The organism is Streptomyces sp. NBC_01474, assembly GCF_035918215.1.
GTDB lineage: Bacteria > Actinomycetota > Actinomycetes > Streptomycetales > Streptomycetaceae > Streptomyces > Streptomyces aureus.
Genome location: NZ_CP109449.1, coordinates 7,918,120 through 7,937,861 on the forward strand (window position 1 = coordinate 7,918,120; position 19,742 = coordinate 7,937,861).

The window sequence follows — 19,742 nt, forward strand, 5'->3', positions numbered from 1 at the left end:
TCAATTTCATTGATCATTTCTTGTATTCGTTTTTCGCCGCGTCCGAATTCGTTCACCGGCGGCTTCCTCGGAATTTCCCGTCCGATCACCCGGCGCGATCGGAGGGCCTCCCGGGGCCCGCCGAGTCGATCAAGGAGGACCCGACCCGTTCAGCCAGAAGGCCCCGTACACCGCCGACGCCACGGCCACGCCGCCGAGCACCGCCGCCGATCTGCTCGTACGCAGCCGGGCGAGCGCCACCGCGACCGGCAGCAGGAGCGGGAAGGCGGGCAGGAGCAGTCGCGGCTTCGAGCCGAAGTACCCCGACGCACACAGGGCGAGCGCGACGACGATCCCGCAGTAGACGAGCAGCGCGAGCGGCTGACCTCGCCGGACGCACAGCACGTAGAGCCAGATCACGAGCGCTACCCCGACGATCAGGCCGAGCCCCGCGAGCGCCGAGGGGAATGACGTGAACTTGTCGCCGACGAAGCGCGCGAAGGCGAGACCGCCGTCGAAGCCGTTGCCCCACTGGCCCTGCACGTCGAGATATCCGAAGAGGCCGCCCCCCGTGCGGTGCCCCACCCACAGGACGTACGCGGCGGCGCCCAGCGGGGCGAGCAGTACGCCGACGGCCATGCGCCAGGAGAGCTTCCTGTCGCGCACGACGTGGACCGCGGCCGTCGCCCAGAGCGCGGCGACCACCGCCGCCCCCACCGGCCGGGTCAGCCCCGCGAGCGAGGCGAGCAGCCCCGCACTCACCCACCGTCCGGTCAGGACCGCGTACAGCGACCAGGCCGCGAGCGCCGTGAACAAGGACTCGCTGTACGCCATCGACTGCACGATCCCGACCGGGAGCGCCGCCCACAGCGCGACCGCGCAGACCCCGGCCCGCCGCCCGTACAGCAGCTCGGCCACCAGGAAGATCCCCCAGGCCGCGCAGAGCGACGCGAGCCAGCTCACCAGCAGGCCCGCGTCCCCGTACGACAGCGGGCTCACCGCCGACACCAGCCGCTCCAGCCACGGCAGCAGCGGGAAGAACGCGAGGTTCGAGTGCACGGTGCCGTCCGGCAGGCGCACCTCCCAGCCGTAGCCGAAATCCGCGACGCGGGTGTACCAGAGCGAGTCCCAGCGGGCGGTCAGCAGTGTGTGCGGGCTCTTCCCCTTCGCCGCGCTCCACACGGCGAGCAGGAGCAGGCCCAGGGCGCGCACCCCGGCATAGGCAAGGAGCGCGGGCGCCGCGCGGCGCAGCGCACCGGCCGCCCGGGCCGGCACGCGCCGCGGTTCTTGCAGGTCGACTTCGGTCACGGCGTCGATTATCGGCGCCGGGCGCAACCGGACCGCACGCGCGGTGCGTGGTCGGGGAGTGGAGCGTGGCGTACACCACACTCCACGGTCAGGCACATGAGAGGTCCGCCACGTGTCACCGCAATGAACTCGCGTACTCTGGCGGCTCACTCGCCAATCGTTGCGTGGGCACGGGAGTCCGCTCCTTCCGGCCGCAACCGCGGGGAAGTCCCCACCCCGCGGATCCGCCGAGCGCGAGGGACCACTGGGAGGTACGCATATGTCCGGGACGACCACGACGGCCGTGCCCTCTCGCCGGTGGACCGCCGGGCCAGGCGCCAACCGCTGGGTCGTCCTCGTCGTCCTGTGCACCAGCCTGCTGCTCGTCGCCCTCGACGCGACCGTGCTGCACGTCGCCGTCCCCGCCGTCACCCAGGACCTGCGCCCCTCGGCGGTCCAGCTGCTGTGGATCGTCGACGCCTATCCGCTGATCTGCGCGGCGCTCCTGATCCTCTTCGGCACACTCGGCGACCGCGTCGGACGCAGACGCGTCCTGCTCCTCGGATACGGCCTCTTCGGCGTGGCCTCCGCACTCGCCGTGTTCGCCTCGACACCGCACGTCCTGATCCTGGCCCGCGCGCTGCTCGGCGTCGGCGGCGCGATGATCATGCCCGCGACCCTGTCGATCCTGCGCGCGGTCTTCCCCGACCGGCGCGAGCGGGCCGTGGCCATCGGCGTCTGGTCCGCGGTCGCCGCGATAGGCGCCGCCACGGGACCGGTACTCGGCGGCTTCATGGTCGAGCACTTCTGGTGGGGCTCGGTCTTCCTGATCAACATCCCGCTGATGGCCGTCATGCTGCCCCTCGGCCGTCTCATACTTCCCGAGTCCAAGGGCCGTTCCGACGGGCCCTGGGACGTGGTCGGCGCACTCATGGCGGCCGTCGGAATGCTCGGTGTCGTCTACGGCGTGAAGCGGCTCGGCGTCGACCGTGACCTGCTCGACCCGTCCGCCGTCGCCCCCCTCCTCGTCGGCGCGGCCGTGCTGATCGTGTTCGTGCGGCGGCAGAAGCGCCGCGAGCATCCGCTCGTCGACATGAAGATGTTCGCCAGGCCCGCCTTCTCCACCGCGGTCGGCTGCATCGTCCTCGCCATGCTCGCCCTGGTCGGCCTGGAGCTGATCGCCGTCCAGTACCTCCAGCTGGTACTCGGCCTGAGCCCCCTGGAGACGGGGGTGCGGCTGCTGCCCCTCACCTTCGCGGCGATGGCCGCGGGTGTCCTCGGCTCGTCGCAGCTGCGCCGTTTCGGACCGCGCCGCATGGTCTCGGCCGGCTTCGTCCTCACCGCGGCCGCGGTGCTCATGCTCACGCTGATGGGACAGCACGACCGGCCGTCGCTGCTCACCTTCGCCTTCGTCCTTCTCGGCTTCGGCCTGCAGACCACCCTCTTCGGGGCGTACGAGTCGATGCTCAGCGAGGCCTCGGCGCAGGACGCGGGCGGCGCCGCGGCGATAGGGGAGACCTCCTACCAGCTGGGCGCGGGCATGGGCATCGCCCTGCTCGGCTCGGTGATGAACGCCGCGTACGCACCCGGGATCGCCCGGGTCACCGGAGTGCCCGGATCCGCGAGCGCCCACGCGGGCAACTCGCTCGGGGAGGCGTACCAGGTCGCGACGCGGCTCGGCGGGACCGCCGGTGAGGCGCTGCGCAGCGCCGCCCGGGTCGCCTTCGTCCACGGGCTGCACGTGACGCTGTTCGTCAGCGCCGGGCTCCTGCTGCTCGGCGCGGTGGCCGCGCTGCGGCTGCCCCGGCGGATGGAGTGCGAAGCCGCCGCTCCGCAGGACGCGGAGGGCACGGCGAAGATCGGGCCCCAGCGTGGTCCCGAGCGGGTCGGCGTGGAGTCCACCGTCGCGTGACGGCTGCCGCGGGCGGTGACCCGGCCGAGGGGCCGGGCCCTACCCACCCGTGACGCTCAGCTCTGGTTGAAGAAACCGTCCGTCGGACGGCTCTCCGCCTCACCGTTGACCACCTGCGTGTCGGCAGGGCTCAGCAGGAACACCCGGTTCGCCACCCGCTCGATGGAACCCCGCAGCCCGAACGTGAGCCCGGCCGCGAAGTCGACGACGCGCTTGGCGTCCCCGGGCTCCATGGCCGTGAGGTTGATGATGACCGGGACACCTTCCCGGAACATCTCGCCGATGCCGCGGGCGTCCCGGAATCCGTCCGGGGTGACCGTGCCGATCCGGCGGCCCTGCTCCTCGGCGGCGTCGGCCGCCACCTTCACGCGCGGGTCCGTGACCCAGGCGGCGCCGGTTTGGGGCTCGGCCCCCTCGGCGTAGTCGTCGTCGTAGTAACGCTCGTCATCGTTGTCGTCGACGAGGCCAAGCCAGGCACTCGCCTTGCGCACCGATCCCATGGACGCCTCCTCTCACAGCGGTTCCTCTGCGTTCCGCATCCCTATGGTCGTCCATGATGCGGATGGTGCGCCAAGTGGATAGTCGCCGCGCGGGGTTTTCGTGACGCTACTGGTGCAGAGTCAACACGGCGCTGTCCCGTGAATCCCAAGGGTCGTACCCCGTACGGCTGCTGACAGTGAGTGAAATATGATTCTTCGCGGCGTATGGGTGACGGCCGGGGCGTACGGGTGAACGGCACCCTCGATACGATGCCGCAGCTTACGTCTTCGAGACCCTCGGGGGAGTCGTCTTGTTCGGAATAGTCCGGCCTTGCAGCCATCGTCTCGGCGAGGGGCTCAAGGCGCAATGGATGGCCCATCTGTGCGGACTCTGCCTGGCACTTCGCGCTGATCACGGGCAGTTCGCCCGGGTTGTCACGAACTATGACGGTTTGCTGATCTCGGTTCTGACGGAGGCTCAGGCCGAACACGCCGCCGGGGGGCGGCGCACGGCGGGGCCCTGTCCGCTGCGCGGGATGCGCACCGCGTCCGTCGCGCAGGGCGAGGGCGCCCGGCTCGCCGCGGCCGTCTCGCTGGTCCTCGCCTCGGCGAAGGTCCGCGACCACGTCGCCGACGGCGACGGCCTGCTGGCCCGCAGGCCGGTGGCCGCGGCGGCCCGCCGGGTCGCCACCAAGTGGGGAAAGGCCGGTTCCCGTACGGGTTCTGACGTGGGGTTCGATACCGCGGTCCTGGTCGACGCCGTGGAGCGCCAGATCGGGATCGAGGCGCTCGCCGGCCTCGGGACCCCGGTACTCACGGTCACCGAACCGACCGAGACGGCGACCGCCGCCGCCTTCGCGCACACCGCGGTCCTCGCCGGACGCCCCGGCAACGCGGCGCCGCTCGCCGAGGCCGGGCGGCTCTTCGGGCGGCTCGCGCACCTCCTGGACGCCGTGGAGGACAAGGAAGCTGACGTCGCGTCGGGTGCCTGGAACCCGCTCACGGCGACCGGCACGGACCTCGCCGAGGCACGCCGCCTCGCCGACGACGCACTGCGCGGCATCCGCCTCGCCCTGCGCGAGGCCGAATTCGTCGACGGCACGCTCGCGCACCTGCTGCTCGTCCACGAACTGCGCCGCTCGGTCGACCGCGTCTTCGGTACGACGGGCTGCGCGCACGGCTCCGACGCGACCCACGGAACCGGCGCGACCCACGGCGCCGGCCCCGCGCGCGGCGCGCACGCTCCGGCCGCGTCCACGCCGCAACAGGGCCCCGGCGCGCCCGGCCCCTGGGTGCCCACCGGATCGGGCCCGTATGTGCCGCCCGGGTCCTCGGGCCCGTACGGCTCCCAGAATCCGTACGGCGGCGGACAGGGCGGTCCCGGTGGTCCGGGCGGGCCCGGTGGCTTCGGCGGCGGGCCGTCCTTCCAGCCGCCGAAGCCCGGCAAGCGCGGGTTCTTCGCCGGGTGCGCCGCGGCCGTGGGGCTCTGCTGCACCTGCAAGGTGTGCTGTGCCGACGAGTTCGAGGGGCCCTGGTCCCGGAAGAAGCGCGACGGCTGGTGCAGCGAATGCTGCTCCACCGACTGCAGCTGCTGCGAGGCGTGCTCCATCTGCGAATGCTGTGAGTGCTGCTCCTGCTGCGACTGTTGAGCCCCCGGGGCGCGGGGCGCGGGTCGAGGGTCCGGGGCCGGGGTCAGTCCTTGATCTCGGGCGGTGAGATCTGCGACTTCTCGATCGCGGACTCGCTCGTGCCCCACTTCTTCAGGATCTTGTCGTACGTCCCGTCGGCGATCAGTTTGTTCACCGCCGCCCGGAACGCCGGCGCCAGTTTCGTGCCCTTCTTGAAGGCGAAGCCGACGTCGAGGCGGTGGTACTCGTTGAGGAACTTCAGCCCCTCCTGCTGCGCGACGGCGTACCGCAGCCCGTTGATGGTGCTCATCACCACGTCGGACCGGCCCTGCTGGAGGGACGACCAGATCGCGCTCTGGTCGGCGTACGTCTTCACGCTGTACGCCTTCTTCCCGGCGTCCGTGCAGAGGTGCTTGTTCTCCTCCAGGGTCGCTTCGAAGGTGGTGCCCGCGCCGGTCGCCACGTTCAGGCCGCACAGCTGCCTGAGGTCGGTGACCTTCTTCAGGTCGCTGTCCTTGCGCACGGCGAAGCCCTGGCCGTCATTGATGTACGTGACGAAGTCGATCGTCTTGCGCCGCTCGTCCGTGACGCCGAAGTTGCCGGTGCCCAGGTCGTACTTGCCGCTGCCGAGCGCGGGCAGGATCGCCTCGAAACCGGCCGCCTCCCGCTTCAGCTTCAGCCCGAGGACCTTGGCGACGGCGTCGGCGAAGTCGATGTCCTGGCCGGCGGCGGTCCTGCCGTCCTCCAGGTAGAAGGCGCCGGGCGGGGTGCCGCCGATGGAGGCGCCGACGGTCAGCCTGCCGCTCGACCGGACGTCGGCGGGCAGCAGCTCGGACGCCGCCTCGTCCTTCTTGACGGCCTTCACCACGTCGGTCGTGGGGATCTTGTCGCTCTTGCCCGCGGGTGCGGCGCCGCCGGCGGAGGTTCCGGGGTCGCCGGAGCCGCAGGCGGTCAGTGTCAGGGTGGCCGCGGTGATCAACGTGAACGCGGCGGTGAGCCGCTGATGGGTCGTCAAAGTGTTACGCATGGCGTGGAGTTCTGCCCTTCGAAGACAACAGGCACGCAGGGATGGGGAGACAGCTGAGGGGAGGGGTACGCGAGGACGCGTGGGTGTGTGAAGGCGCGGACGAGTGCGCGCACTTGGGCGCACCGGGAAACGCGGGTTACGTAGAAGACGCGGTTACGCAGAAGACGCCGAAGCGTTCAGAACGCGATATACGTCCGGAAGCGTCGAAAGCGTCGAGAAGAGAGAAAAACAGACGCGCAGCGGGCGTCAGAAGGGCATCAACAGGACGCCGACCACACTCGACCGAAGTCGATGTGGGAGCGCGTGACCAGCCACTGCTGCGGATGCATGGGGCAAGTGGAACAGGCATCCGTTTCCGCGTCAACTCACATGAGACGTACGGCTCACACTCTGGACAGCCTTGACAGCGAGCGGAGCGAGCCCCGTACTCTCGGTGAGGGGACCGCTGCTGAGGGGCTCGGCCCGCAAGTTCCGTGTGAAGGCAAGACCGTGCTGGATTCCAGTGCCCACGGAGCCTTCGCATGTCCTCGAACACACTCGCAAAGACCGCGCCTGCCGCGGCCGGACCGCCCGCCGAGACCGGTGAGGCACAGCCCCGCATCGTCCGCCGGCCCCGCACCGGCCAGTGGCTCGCCGCCGCCGTCGTCCTCGTACTCCTCGCGCTCGCCGCCAACTCGGTGATCCGCAACGATGCCTTCCAGTGGGACGTCGTCGCCGACTACTTCACATCGGCGTCCGTCCTGCGCGGCCTCGGTCTCACCCTCTGGCTGACCGCCCTCGTCATGGCGCTCGGCTTCGCCCTCGGAACCCTGCTCGCCGTCATGCGTCTGTCCGCCAACCCCGTCCTGCGCGCGGTGAGTTGGGGCTACGTCTGGCTGTTCAGGTCGATGCCGATCCTCGTGCAGTTGCTGTTCTGGTTCAACATCGGGGCGCTGTACCCGCACATCCTCGGCATCAGGACCGTCGACCTGTTCGGGCCGATCACCGTCGCCATCATCGGCCTCACCCTGCACGAGGCCGCGTACGCCGCCGAGGTGGTGCGTGGCGGCATCCTCTCCGTCGACCGCGGGCAGATCGAGGCCGCGCAGGCGCTCGGGCTGAGCCGGCTGCGGCGCTGGCGGCGGATCATCCTGCCGCAGGCCATGCGCTCCATCGTGCCGCCGGCCGGGAACATGCTGATCGGCACCCTCAAGGGCACCTCCATCGTCAGTGTCATCGCCGTCCAGGACCTGCTCTACTCCGTGCAGCTCGTCTACCACCGCACCTACCAGGTCATCCCGATGCTCCTGGTCGCCACCATCTGGTACGTCGTGGTCACCTCGCTCCTGAGCGCCGGCCAGTTCTACGTCGAGCGGCACTACGCGCGCGGTTCGGAGCGCTCCCGATGAGGCCCTCGCTGGTGATCGTGGGAGCCGGTCCGCGGGGGACCGGCGTCCTGGAGCGGATCGCCGCGAACGCACCCGAGTACGCCGGGCTCGAACTCGACATCCATCTCGTCGACCCGTTCCCGCCGGGCGGCGGACGGGTCTGGCGGCAGGCGCAGTCCCCGCTGCTCTGGATGAACTCGCAGTCCCAGGACGTCACGATGTTCACCGACGACACGGTCGAACTCGACGGTCCGGTACTCCCCGGGCCCGCCCTGCACGAGTGGGCGGACCTCGACGGCCGCGCGTTCGCCGACCGGCAGCTCCAGGGGGCCTATCTGCGCTGGGTGTACGAGCGGTCCGTGGCCGCGCTCCCGCCGGGCGTCACCGTCCGGCACCACCCGCGCCGCGCCCTGCGCGTCAGCGGCCCCCGCGAGGGCCGCCAGCAGGTGTGGCTCGACGGGCGCGCCCGCCCTCTCCTCGCCGACACCGTCATCCTCGCCCAGGGACACCTGGACGCCGAACTCGACGAAGAGCAGCGGGAGTTGGGCGCGTACGCACGCGAGCACGGACTCGTCCACCTGCCGCCCGACTTCACCGCGGACAGTGACCTGTCCGCGCTCGCGCCCGGCGAGGACGTCCTCGTCCGCGGCTTCGGCCTGGCCTTCGTCGATCTGATGGTGCTCCTGACGGAGGGCCGCGGCGGACGGTACGAGGGGGACACCTACCTCCCCTCGGGACGCGAGCCGGTCCTGCACGTCGGTTCGCGGCGCGGCATCCCCTACCATTCCAAGATCGGCTACGACTGGACCGGCGAGCGCCCGCCGCTGCCACGCTTCCTCGGCCCGGCCCAGATCGACGAACTCCTCGCCCGCCCCGACGGCTACGACTTCCGCCGCGACGTGTGGCCCCTGATCGACAAGGAACTCGGCTTCGCCCACTACCACCGCCTGTTCGCCGCCCACCCCGAGCGCACCGCCGTCGCCTGGGCCGACTTCGAGGAGAAGTACGCCGCCGCCGAACCGCTGAGCGCCGAACTCCAGGCCCTCGTGGCCTCCGCCGTGCCCGACCCGGCGGACCGCCTCGACCTCACGGCACTCGACCACCCGCTGGACGGCGTACGCCACACCTCGTACGAGGAACTCCAGGACGGGCTGCGCGGCTACATCACCGCGGACCTCGAACGGCGCCACGACCCCGTGCACAGCCCCGACCTCGCCGTGTTCCTCGGTCTGCTCTCCGTGTACGGGCAGGTCGTGCGGCTCGGCGACATCGGGTCCTGGTGGCACGGCTTCTTCAGCTATCTCGCCTCCGGGCCGCCCGGACCGCGGCTGCGGCAACTGCTCGCGCTCTCCCGGGCCGGCGTCGTGAAGTTCGCCGGCGCGGACATGCGGGTCACCGCCGAGGACGGCGTCTTCCGCGCCACGAGCGCCACCGTGCCCGGCTCCGTCATCGAGGCCCGCGCCCTCGTCGAGGCCCGCCTGCCGCACCCCACGCTCGCCCGCACCCGCGACCAGCTCCTGCGCGAGCTGTACGAGGAGGGGGCACGGGCGACCCCGGCCGGGCTCCTCGCGGTCGACCCCGAGGACGGGCGCGTCCTGCACCGCGACGGCACGGCACACCCGCGCCGCTTCGCGCTCGGCCCGCACACGAACGCGCGCGGAGCCGGGGCGTTCACACGGCCGCGCACGAACAGCCCCTCGTTCCGGCAGAACGACGCCACCGCCCGCGCGGTCCTGGCGTTCCTGCACGACCTCGCCTGTCGCGCCGCAGCCTGAGCCCCGGCCCCCGCCCGTACCTTTCCGCCCTCTTGAGGAACCCCCATGTCCCTGACCAGTGATCCACCCATCGACAAAACGACATCAGTCAAGACCGCCGGCGGCGCAGAGGACTACGCCGCGCTGAAAGTGGTGCCCGTCCGCCACCCCTGGCGCTGGGCCGCCGTCGTCGCGACCGCCGTGCTGCTCGCCCAGTTCGCGCACGGATTCATCACCAACACCGGCTGGGAATGGGGGGTGTTCGCCGACTACTTCACCGCCGACGTGATCCTCAAGGCGGTGTGGGTCACCCTTCAGCTGACGTTCTACGGAACGGCGCTCGGATTCGCGCTCGGCATCGTCCTGGCCTTCATGCGCCTGTCGGCCAGCCGGTTCCTCCAGGCCGTCGCCTTCGGCTACATCTGGGCGTTCCGCTCGATCCCGCTGATCGTCCAGCTGCTCTTCTGGTTCAACCTGGCGTATCTGTACAAGGAGTTGCAGTTCGGCGTCCCCTTCGGGCCCGGCTTCTTCTCCTTCGACACGATGGGCCTGGTCGGCGCGATGAGCGCCGCCGTCCTCGGGCTCGCGCTCCACCAGGCCGCGTACGCCGCCGAGATCGTGCGCGGCGGCGTACTGGCCGTCGACAGCGGCCAGTTGGAGGCCGCGGCGGCGCTCGGTATCCCCCGGTTGCGGCAGATCCGCCGCATCGTCCTGCCGCAGGCCATGCGCTCGATCCTGCCCAACGCGGCCAACGAGGTGATCTCCCTCTTCAAGGGCACCTCGATCGTCTCCGTCATGGCGATCGGAGAGCTCTTCTACCAGGTCCAGGTCATCTACGGCCGCAACGGGCGCGTGGTCCCGCTCCTGATGGTCGCCACCGTCTGGTACGTGCTCCTGACCAGCGCGCTCTCCGTCCTCCAGCACTACGTAGAACGACACTTCTCGAAGGGAACCACCCGATGAGCGACGCGGGCGCCGGCCGGACCATGGTCGACATCAAGGCCGTCCACAAGAGCTTCGGCACGCTGGAAGTGCTGCGCGGCATCGATCTGGAGGTGCGTACCGGCGAGGTCACCGTCGTCCTGGGTCCGTCGGGCTCCGGCAAGTCCACGCTGCTGCGCACCATCAACCATCTGGAGAAGGTCGACAGCGGCTGGATCAGCGTCGACGGCTCCCTCGTCGGCTACCGGCGCTCCGGCGACAAGCTGTACGAGCTGCGCGAGCGCGAGGTGCTCAAGCAGCGCACCCAGATCGGCTTCGTCTTCCAGAACTTCAACCTGTTCCCGCACCTCACCGTCCTGGAGAACATCGCCGAGGCCCCGGTCTCCGCTCTCAAGCGCCCCCGCAAGGACGCGCTCGACAGCGCGCGCAGGCTGCTCGACCGTGTCGGGCTCGCCGACAAGGCCGGCGCCTACCCGAAGCAGCTCTCCGGCGGGCAGCAGCAGCGCGTCGCCATCGCCCGCGCGCTGGCCCTCGAACCGAAGCTGCTGCTCTTCGACGAGCCGACGTCGGCGCTCGACCCCGAACTCGTCGGCGAGGTCCTCGACGTCATCAAGGACCTGGCGCTCCAGGGCACCACGATGATCGTCGTCACCCACGAGATCGGCTTCGCCCGCGAGGTCGCCGACACCGTCGTCTTCATGGACGAGGGCCGCATCGTCGAACAGGGCGCCCCCGGCGACGTGCTGGACGCACCGCGCCACGACCGCACGAAGGCGTTCCTCTCCAAGGTCCTCTGACCTTCGCGTCCCTTTCGACTCTCCCTTCCAACTCACCTTTCTCACCCAGGAGTTCGCACATGCTGTCCCGCCGCACCCTCGCCCTGTCCGTCGCCGCGCTCGTGGCCGCGCCCCTGCTCACCGCCTGCGGAGGTGACAGCGATGCCGCGACCGGCACCGGCAAGGGCGGTTCCGAGAAGGTGGGCGGCATCAACATCGGGCCCGACCAGCACCGCATCCGCGCCAAGAAGGTCGACGCGATCGCGGCCGAGCTGCCGGCCGCGGTGCGCAAGCGCGGCACGCTCAGGCTCGGCGGCAGCGCCGACGCCTCGCCGCCACTCGGCTTCTACGCCACCGACGACAAGACCCGCATCGGCTCCGAGATCGACATCGCGACCCTCGTCGCCGACACGCTCGGCCTGAAGATCGAGTTCTCCCCGGTGTCCTGGGAGAACCTCTTCGTCGGCCTCGACAGCGGCAAGTTCGACGCCGTCTTCTCGAACGTCACCGTCACGGAGGAGCGCAAGGAGAAGTACGACTTCGCGACCTACCGGCTCGACAACATCGCGTTCGAGGCGAAGAAGGGCACGAGCTGGCGGGTCGAGGAACCCAAGGACGTGGCCGGGAAGACCATCGCCGTCTCCTCCGGGACCAACCAGGAGAAGATCCTCGTCGACTGGAGCAAGCAGGACGAGAAGGCGGGCCTGAAGCCGGTCACCATCAAGTACTTCCAGAAGGACACCGACTACTACCTGGCTCTCCAGTCGGGCCGCATCGACGCCTACCTCGGCCCGAGCCCCAGCGCCGCCTACCACGTGGAGTCCGCGGGCCGGTCGCAGATCATCGGCACGCTCTCCGGCGCCGGGGACAAGATCCAGGGCAAGATCGCCGCCACGACGAAGAAGGACAGCGGACTCGTCGACGCGTACGCCGCCGCCCTCGACCACGTGATCAAGGACGGGTCGTACGGGCGCGTCCTGAAGCGCTGGGGCCTGTCGACCGAGGCGGTCGAGAAGTCGGAGATCAACCCGCCCGGGCTGCCCAAGCCGTAGCCCGCCCGCTGCCCCCGTTCTTCCGTTCCTCGTCCAAGGACCTGCTCATGACTACGTCAACCGGGCGCGGCCTGCTGCATCTCGCGGCGGCCGTCGACCAGCCCGACACCTACGACGCCGATCCGTATCTCACGCTCACGCGCCTCGCGGAACGCGGCGCCCTGGACTTCGTCACCCTCGGGGACTCCTTCGGCCGGCCCGGGCCCGACGCCCTCGCCGTGCTGTCCCGGGTCGCTCCGGCCACCACCCGCATCGGCCTCGTCCCCACCGTCACCACCACGCACACCGAGCCCTTCCACGTGCAGGCCGCCGTCGCCACCCTCGACTGGGTGAGCCGGGGCCGCGCCGGCTGGCGGCCCGAGGTGTCCGCCACCGGGGAGGAAGCCCGCCTCTTCGGCCGCAGGGCCACCGCGCCCGCCGCGGAGCTGTGGGGCGAGGCCGGTGAAGTCGCCGACGTGGCAGCCCGGTTGTGGGACAGCTGGGAGGACGACGCGGAGATCCGCGACGTGGCGACCGGACGTTTCATCGACCGGGAGAAGCTGCACTACGTCGACTTCCAGGGCGCCACGTTCTCCGTACGCGGCCCCTCCATCGTGCCGCGGCCGCCGCAGGGTCACCCCGTCACGGTCGTCGACGCCACGCAGCAGCACGCGTACGACGTCGCCGCCCGCCACGCCGACGTCGCCCTGGTGAACGCGGCGGGCCCGGCGCAGGCCGCCGCCGTCCGCGCCGGACTGCGCCGCCGAGCCGCCGAGTACGGCCGCGATCCCGACGCCCTGCGCGTCCTGGCCGCGCTGCGCATCGACCTCGGCGGCGGGGAGCACGCGGCCGTGCCCGGCCACGGCGGGGGAGGGCCGCTGCCGAGCGACCTCGGCCCGCTCTACCGGGGCGGCCCGGTCGACCTCGCCGACCTCGTCACCGCCTGGCACCGCGCCGGCGCCGTGGACGGCTTCCACCTCACGCCGGTCGAGCCGCGCCGTGACCTGGAGCGGCTCGTCAACGGCACGGTGCCGCTGCTCCAGCACCGCGGCCTGTTCCGCACGTTCTATCCGGGCAGCACCTTCAGGGAGCACCTGGGGCTCGCCCGGCCCGCCAACCAGTACGCCGCGCTCGCGGGGGAGCCGTCATGACCTCAACTGACAAGCAGCACAAGCCCCGCGGCCGGAGGCCGCACAACAAGCACATCCACTTGGCCGCCCACTTCCCGGGGGTCAACAACACCACCGTCTGGACCGATCCGCGCTCCCGCTCCCAGATCGACTTCGCGTCCTTCGAGCACCTCGCCCGCACTGCCGAGCGCGGCCTGTTCGACTTCTTCTTCCTCGCCGAGGGGCTGCGGCTGCGCGAGCACAAGGGGCGCGTCCACGACCTCGACGTCGTCGGGCGGCCGGAGTCCCTCACCGTCCTGAACGCCCTCGCGGCCGTCACCGAGCGCCTCGGCCTCGCCGCGACCGTCAACGCGACGTTCAACGAGCCCTACGAGATCGCCCGCAGGTTCGCCACGCTCGACCACCTCAGCGGGGGCCGCGCCGCCTGGAACGTCGTCACCTCCTCCGACGCCTTCACCGGTGAGAACTTCCGCCGCGGCGGCTACCTCGACCGGGCGGACCGGTACACGCGCGCCGCCGAGTTCGTCGCCACGGCCCGCGAACTGTGGGACTCCTGGACGCCCGAGGGGCAGCCGCGCCCCTTCGCGCACACCGGTCAACACTTCGACATCGAGGGCGAGTTCACCCTGCCGCGCTCCCCGCAGGGGCACCCGGTCGTCATCCAGGCCGGGGACTCTCCCGAGGGGCGCGAGTTCGCGGCGTCGGCGGCCGACGTGATCTTCACACGGCACGGCACCCTGGAGGCGGGCCGCGAGTTCTACGCCGATGTGAAGGGCCGGCTCGCGAAGCACGGGCGCACCACCGAGGACCTGAAGATCATGCCGGGTGTCACCGTCGTCCTCGGCGACACCGCGGCCGAGGCCCAGGAGCGGGCCGCCGGGATCCGGCGCCAGCAGGTGTCCCCGCAGAACGCGCTCCTCACCCTGGAGCAGGTCTGGGGCGTCGACCTCTCCTCGTACGACCCCGACGGGCCGCTGCCGGACATCGATCCGGTCGTCGACTCCGGGCTCTCGCAGGGCCGCACCAAGCGCGGCGATCCCCGTGCCGTCGCCGAGGAGTGGCGGGCCCTGTCGCGCGCAAAGGGCCTGTCCATCCGGCAGACCGTCATCGAGACCACCACACGCCAGTCGTTCATCGGCACCCCGCAGGCCGTCGCCGCCGAGCTCGACGAGTTCGTGCAGAGCGACGCGGCCGACGGCTTCGTCCTCGTACCGCACCTGACCCCGGGCGGCCTGGACGAGTTCGTCGACCAGGTGGTGCCCCTGCTCCAGGAACGCGGGGCGTACCGCACGGAATACACCGGTACGACGCTGCGCTCCCACCTGGGGCTGAATGAACCCGTACGCCCCGCACGCGAGGAAGGCCTGACCGCATGACCGACGACGCGACCGGCGCAGCCGGCGCCTGGCAGCAGTGGCACGAGCAGCGGACCGCGTCCGTCTCCGAGCCCTACGGACCGCTCGCCCTCACCGGCACCCACTGGCTCGACGACTATCCGGAAGGCAAACTTCCGGCCATTCCCGGGCAGTGGCGGGCCGACGGCGACCAGGTCGTCCTGACCGCCGCGCCCGAGGACGGACTCACCCGCGACGGACAGCCGCTCACCGGTGAGGTGCGGCTCACGGGCGACGCGCAGGTCGGCCTCGGCGAGCGCCGCCTCGTCGCGATCGTGCGTGAAGGCCTGTGGGCCGTACGTGACTTCGACCCGCAGTCGGGGCCGCGGCGCGCCTTCCGCGGCATCGAGGTCACCGCCCACGACCCCCGCTGGACGGTCGAGGGCCGCTTCACGCCGTACGAGACCCGCCGCACGGTCCGCGTGGAGAACGCCGACGGCAAGGAGCGCGGCCTCGGCCTCGATGGCGAACTGGCCTTCACCCTCGACGGACAGGACCTCACGCTCCAGGTCGCCGTGCAGGCGGACGGCTCGCTCTGGGCCGTGTTCGCCGACGCCACCAGCGGCGACGGGACCTTCCGATTCCGCTTCCTGCGGCCCGCCGCGCCCGACGCCGAAGGCCGTACGGGCGTGGACTTCAACCGCGCGGTGCTGCCGCCCTGCGCCTTCGCGGACCACTTCGTCTGCCCCTTCCCGCCGCCCGGCAACACCCTGCCGGTCAAGATCGAGGCCGGCGAACGGAACCTCGTCGCCCGCCACTCCGTCTGACAGAGGAGCCGAGCCCCGGCGGCCTGCGAACCACCGCAGCAGCCGTCGGGGCATGTGGACATGTACCGGTCGGACGGCCGAAAGGCGCCCTTGTGCCGGTCAGTTGAAACGCCGAATACTCCCGAGCAGCGCTTGTCAGGGGCACCGCATCTTCGGAACATTCCGGAATCCGGAATCCGAACGACGGGCCGCTGGCTGCGCCTCACGGGCCCCGACCCCACGCGGGCCCCCGACTTCCCTCGGGAGGAACGAACCAGTGAGGATCAAGCGCACCACCCCCCGCAGTGGCATAGCGAGACGCGCCCGGATGATCTCCGTGGCCTCCGGACTCGTCGCCATCGGCGCACTCACCGTCCCCACGGCCAGCGCGTCGGACGCGCCCGTCGCGCACACCTTCAGCGCGACCCAGCTCACCCAGGCCGGCACGTCCGTCCTGAAGTCCGATGTACCCGGCACCGCCTGGGCGGTCGACCAGAAGACCAAGCAGGTCGTCGTCACCGCCGACAGCACGGTCTCCCGGGCCGAGATCGCCAGGATCCAGAAGGCGGCCGGCAGCAACGCGGGCGCCCTGAAGATCGAGCGCACCCCCGGCACGCTCAAGAAGCTGGTCTCCGGCGGCGACGCCATCTATGCGAGTAGCTGGCGCTGCTCGCTCGGCTTCAACGTCCGCTCGGGCAGCACCTACTACTTCCTGACCGCGGGCCACTGCACCGACGGCGCCGGCACCTGGTGGTCGAACTCGTCCCACTCGACGACGATCGGGTCGACCGCGGGATCCAGCTTCCCGGGCAACGACTACGGCATCGTCAGGTACAGCACCACGGGGACCCCGCCCGGAACGGTCGGCAGCCAGGACATCACCGGTGCGGCCACGCCGTCCGTGGGGACCACGGTCACCCGGCGCGGCTCGACCACCGGTATCCACAGCGGCCGCGTCACCGCGCTCAACGCCACCGTGAACTACGGCGGCGGCGACATCGTCTCCGGCCTCATCCAGACCACGGTCTGCGCCGAGCCCGGCGACTCCGGCGGCCCGCTCTACGGCGGCTCCACCGCGTACGGCCTGACCTCCGGCGGCAGCGGCGACTGCACCTCCGGCGGGACGACCTTCTTCCAGCCGGTCACCGAGGCGCTGAGTGCGTACGGAGTGAGCGTCTACTGATCCGTGTCCGTCGGTTGACGGATACAGCCTGATCTGCGGCCGGCAGCAGGGAGCCCCCGCACGGCAACTGCCGTGCGGGGGCTCGCCCTTGTGCGCGTTGCGGAGTTACCTTCGAAGGAGAAACCGTTGAAAGCGTCACCTTCGAGAAGCGCCACCTTCGAAAAGCCTGTCTGAGTGCCTGGGTCCGAACCCTGGAGGCCTCCATGGTCGAAGAGCTGCTGGCGGGAGCCGCCGCCGCGTCCGTCCTGGTGATCTACGCGACGGCGGCGGCGCGCGTCGTCAAACAGTACGAACGGGGAGTGGTCTTCCGGCTGGGGCGGCTGCGACCGGATGTGCGCGGTCCGGGGTTCACGATGATCCTGCCGTTCGTGGACCGGCTCCGTAAGGTCAACATGCAGATTGTCACGATGCCGGTGCCCGCGCAGGACGGCATCACCCGAGACAACGTCACGGTGCGGGTCGACGCCGTCATCTACTTCAAGGTGATCGACGCGTCCGAGGCCGTCGTACAGGTGGAGGACTACCGGTTCGCCGTCTCCCAGATGGCTCAGACGTCACTGCGGTCCATCATCGGCAAGAGCGACCTCGACGACCTCCTCTCGAACCGCGAACAGCTCAACCAGGGACTCGAGTTGATGATCGACAGCCCCGCCGTCGGCTGGGGCGTGCAGATCGACCGCGTCGAGATCAAGGACGTGTCGCTGCCCGAGACCATGAAGCGCTCGATGTCGCGGCAGGCCGAGGCGGAGCGCGAGCGGCGCGCCCGGATCATCAACGCCGACGCCGAACTCCAGGCCTCCAGGAAGCTCGCCGAGGCCGCCGCTGAGATGTCCGAACAGCCCGCGGCGCTCCAACTCCGGCTTCTGCAGACCGTGGTGGCCGTCGCAGCCGAGAAGAACTCGACCCTTGTACTGCCCTTCCCGGTGGAGCTCCTGCGCTTCCTGGAGCGGGCGACGCCGGGGGACGCGGTGCGGCAGCCAGGCGCCGAACAACCGCCGGTTCCCGGCCCCGTGACATCGGAATCAGGACAGGACTAGACCTCACCCTTTGCGGATCGCCCCTCTGCGCGGAGTGTTTGCAGTGGGAACCGACGTGGTGCGACAGGCGTGTGACGGGGGTGCACGCGGCCGGGGGAGCGCATAGCGTCAGTCGCATGCGCGTCCTGAAGTCGACCTTGTGTGTCCCCTGTGGCCGTCGGGATAGTGGGCGCGTCAACCTACGGGACCGGCTCACCCCACAGCGGTCGGTTCCGACCCCCCACAGGAGGACGAGAGTTGAAGCACCGACGCATACCCAAGCGGCGTGCCGCCGCGGTAGGAGCGGGCATCGCCGCCCTGGTCGCCGCGGGAGTCACCTTCCAGACTGCGAACGCGAGCACGGACACCCCTGATGTGGCCCCGCAGACCCTGTCGATCGCGAAGGCCGGAAATCTCGCCTCGTCCCTGACCAAGGACCTCGGCGCGGACTCGGCGGGGACGTACTACGACGCCAAGGCCAAGCACCTCGTCGTGAACGTCCTGAACAAGGATGCGGCGGACATCGCGCGGGCGGCCGGAGCCAAGGCCAGAGTCGTCGAGAACTCCCTGGCCGAACTCAAGGGCGCCCGCACCACCCTGAAGCAGGACGCGACGATCCCCGGCACCTCGTGGGCGGTCGACCCGGCCACCAACAAGGTCGTCGTCACCGCCGACCGCACGGTCGACGCCACCGCGTGGAACAAGCTCGGCAAGGTCGTCGACGGCCTCGGCTCCAAGGCCGAACTCCGGCGCACCAAGGGGGAGTTCAAGCCCCTCATCGCGGGCGGTGACGCCATCACCGGCAGCGGCGGCCGGTGCTCCCTCGGCTTCAACGTGGTCAAGGGCGGCCAGCCGTACTTCATCACGGCCGGCCACTGCACCGAGGCGATCTCGACCTGGTCGGACTCCAACGGCCAGGAGATCGGCAAGAACGAGCAGTCCAGCTTCCCGGACAACGACTTCGGTCTGGTCAAGTACACCGCCGGCGTCGAGCACCCGAGCGAGGTCGACCTCTACAACGGCTCCACGCAGCCGATCACCAAGGCGGGCGACGCGACCGTCGGCATGAAGGTGACCCGCAGCGGCTCCACGACCCAGGTCCACGACGGCTCCGTCACCGGCGTGGACGCCACCGTGAACTACGGCAACGGCGACGTCGTCAACGGACTCATCCAGACCGACGTCTGCGCCGAGCCCGGCGACAGTGGCGGCTCGCTCTTCTCGGGCGACACCGCGATCGGCCTCACCTCGGGCGGCAGCGGCGACTGCACCTCCGGCGGGGAGACCTTCTTCCAGCCGGTGACGGAGGCGCTGTCCACGTTCGGCGCCGAGATCGGCTGACGTAGCGACAGCGCGACAGCACGACGCAGGGGGCCTGCTCGTCATCGACGGGCCGGCCCCTCACGTTCTGAGTGTCCGGGACGCCCCGGGGCCCGGCTTCCGCCTGCCGCGGAACACGGAGGCGGCCATCGTGATCACGATGCCGGCGACCGCCCACGCGGCCGGCACCAGAAGCGGCCCGGTGACCGCGTTGCCCTTGGAGCAGGCGATGGAGCGGGCCACCCAGGTGCCCGCGCCCGGCGGCAGTGCCGGGCCGATCGCCTTCCAGAAGGGCGGCAGCACCGGCAGCGGGAAGGCGCCGCCCGCGCTCGGGTTGCCCGCGACCACCACGAGCAGGATCGCCAGGCCGATGCCCACGATGCCCACGATGCCGAAGAGCGCGGCCGCGGCCCGCGACGGCCGGGACCGGCGCGGCGGCACCGAACGCCACGTCCTTCGGCTTCGGGTTGTGCAGGGCCCCTGCGTAGGAAGCGATGAAGAGCAGCTGGAGGGCGATCGGGCCGATGACGAGCAGCGCGGCCCGCGGTGTGACGGCGCTCTTCACCTCGTCGAGGAAGGACCCGCGCGGGGGCCCGGGCGGGGTGTCGGCTGTCTGGGTCATGCCCTCACGGTCCGGGGAGCCCGGTCCGTACGCAGGCGGGGTGGGGCTGAACGGGTGCCTGAGGCAGCGACCCCGCTCGGATGTCGTACATGCGTTCGATACTTGGTCTATGGTGGTGGTGGGGAGGCGAGAGCAGGTCGGTTCGAGGT

The 19,742-nt window shown here is 70.8% G+C and carries 16 protein-coding genes and 1 pseudogene; 13 read left to right on the plus strand and 4 right to left on the minus strand.

The features are described 5' to 3' along the window. Positions 1-129 precede the first annotated feature (129 nt). Positions 130-1,287: a hypothetical protein gene (locus OG758_RS36130; RefSeq protein ID WP_326713737.1), complete on the minus strand. Its 1,158-nt coding sequence runs from the start codon at positions 1,285-1,287 to the stop codon at positions 130-132. Positions 1,288-1,546: 259 nt separating this feature from the next. Between OG758_RS36130 and OG758_RS36135 the strand changes: the two genes are divergently transcribed. Beyond that, positions 1,547-3,178, plus strand: a complete 1,632-nt coding sequence (locus tag OG758_RS36135; protein WP_326713738.1) for an MFS transporter — start codon at positions 1,547-1,549, stop codon at positions 3,176-3,178. Positions 3,179-3,234: 56 nt separating this feature from the next. On the opposite strand, the gene OG758_RS36140 is transcribed toward OG758_RS36135, so the two are convergent. Then, positions 3,235-3,678: a cell division protein SepF gene (locus tag OG758_RS36140; protein WP_326713739.1), complete on the minus strand. Its 444-nt coding sequence runs from the start codon at positions 3,676-3,678 to the stop codon at positions 3,235-3,237. A 290-nt stretch (positions 3,679-3,968) separates the two neighbouring features. On the opposite strand from OG758_RS36140, the gene OG758_RS36145 reads away from it, so the two are divergent. Then, positions 3,969-5,306, plus strand: a complete 1,338-nt coding sequence (locus tag OG758_RS36145; protein ID WP_326713740.1) for a DUF5685 family protein — start codon at positions 3,969-3,971, stop codon at positions 5,304-5,306. Positions 5,307-5,349: 43 nt separating this feature from the next. Here OG758_RS36145 and OG758_RS36150 read toward each other — a convergent pair whose 3' ends face one another. Next, complete coding sequence (locus tag OG758_RS36150; RefSeq protein ID WP_326713741.1) at positions 5,350-6,312, minus strand: ABC transporter substrate-binding protein; 963 nt, start codon at positions 6,310-6,312, stop codon at positions 5,350-5,352. A 521-nt stretch (positions 6,313-6,833) separates the two neighbouring features. Here OG758_RS36150 and OG758_RS36155 point away from each other — a divergent pair. The 11 genes from OG758_RS36155 (at position 6,834) to OG758_RS36205 (ending at position 18,992) form a co-directional block, all read left to right on the plus strand. Beyond that, positions 6,834-7,700: an amino acid ABC transporter permease gene (locus OG758_RS36155; protein ID WP_326713742.1), complete on the plus strand. Its 867-nt coding sequence runs from the start codon at positions 6,834-6,836 to the stop codon at positions 7,698-7,700. Beyond that, positions 7,697-9,454 carry an FAD/NAD(P)-binding protein gene (locus OG758_RS36160; RefSeq protein WP_326713743.1) on the plus strand — a complete coding sequence of 586 codons (1,758 nt, stop codon included), beginning with the start codon at positions 7,697-7,699 and terminating at the stop codon, positions 9,452-9,454. The genes OG758_RS36155 and OG758_RS36160 overlap by 4 nt, the downstream gene beginning before the upstream one ends. Positions 9,455-9,499: 45 nt before the next feature. Further along, the gene (locus OG758_RS36165; protein WP_326713744.1) at positions 9,500-10,396 is read left to right on the plus strand and encodes an amino acid ABC transporter permease; all 897 of its coding nucleotides are present in this window, start codon (positions 9,500-9,502) and stop codon (positions 10,394-10,396) included. After that, a complete protein-coding gene (locus OG758_RS36170; protein ID WP_326713745.1) occupies positions 10,393-11,172 on the plus strand; it encodes an amino acid ABC transporter ATP-binding protein in 780 nt (259 codons plus the stop codon). The genes OG758_RS36165 and OG758_RS36170 overlap by 4 nt, the downstream gene beginning before the upstream one ends. A gap of 59 nt (positions 11,173-11,231) precedes the next feature. Beyond that, positions 11,232-12,203, plus strand: coding sequence for an ABC transporter substrate-binding protein (locus tag OG758_RS36175; RefSeq protein WP_326713746.1), 972 nt, complete (start codon positions 11,232-11,234; stop codon positions 12,201-12,203). A gap of 47 nt (positions 12,204-12,250) precedes the next feature. Further along, positions 12,251-13,333, plus strand: a complete 1,083-nt coding sequence (locus tag OG758_RS36180; protein WP_326713747.1) for an LLM class flavin-dependent oxidoreductase — start codon at positions 12,251-12,253, stop codon at positions 13,331-13,333. After that, entirely contained in the window at positions 13,330-14,688 is a 1,359-nt protein-coding gene (locus OG758_RS36185; protein WP_326713748.1) for an NtaA/DmoA family FMN-dependent monooxygenase, read from the plus strand. Before OG758_RS36180 ends, OG758_RS36185 begins: the two co-directional genes overlap by 4 nt. Beyond that, positions 14,685-15,473 carry a DUF1684 domain-containing protein gene (locus tag OG758_RS36190; RefSeq protein ID WP_326713749.1) on the plus strand — a complete coding sequence of 263 codons (789 nt, stop codon included), beginning with the start codon at positions 14,685-14,687 and terminating at the stop codon, positions 15,471-15,473. The genes OG758_RS36185 and OG758_RS36190 overlap by 4 nt, the downstream gene beginning before the upstream one ends. A gap of 256 nt (positions 15,474-15,729) precedes the next feature. Further along, on the plus strand, positions 15,730-16,635 hold the full coding sequence (locus OG758_RS36195) for a S1 family peptidase (RefSeq protein ID WP_326713750.1): 906 nt from the start codon (positions 15,730-15,732) through the stop codon (positions 16,633-16,635). 203 nt (positions 16,636-16,838) lie between these two features. After that, entirely contained in the window at positions 16,839-17,672 is an 834-nt protein-coding gene (locus OG758_RS36200) for a slipin family protein (RefSeq protein ID WP_326713751.1), read from the plus strand. A gap of 237 nt (positions 17,673-17,909) precedes the next feature. Next, entirely contained in the window at positions 17,910-18,992 is a 1,083-nt protein-coding gene (locus tag OG758_RS36205) for a S1 family peptidase (RefSeq protein WP_326713752.1), read from the plus strand. A gap of 60 nt (positions 18,993-19,052) precedes the next feature. On the opposite strand, the pseudogene OG758_RS49150 reads toward OG758_RS36205, so the two are convergent. Next, positions 19,053-19,373, minus strand: a pseudogene (locus OG758_RS49150) (DUF3533 domain-containing protein); the annotation flags it as partial. Between the last annotated feature and the right edge of the window lie 369 nt (positions 19,374-19,742).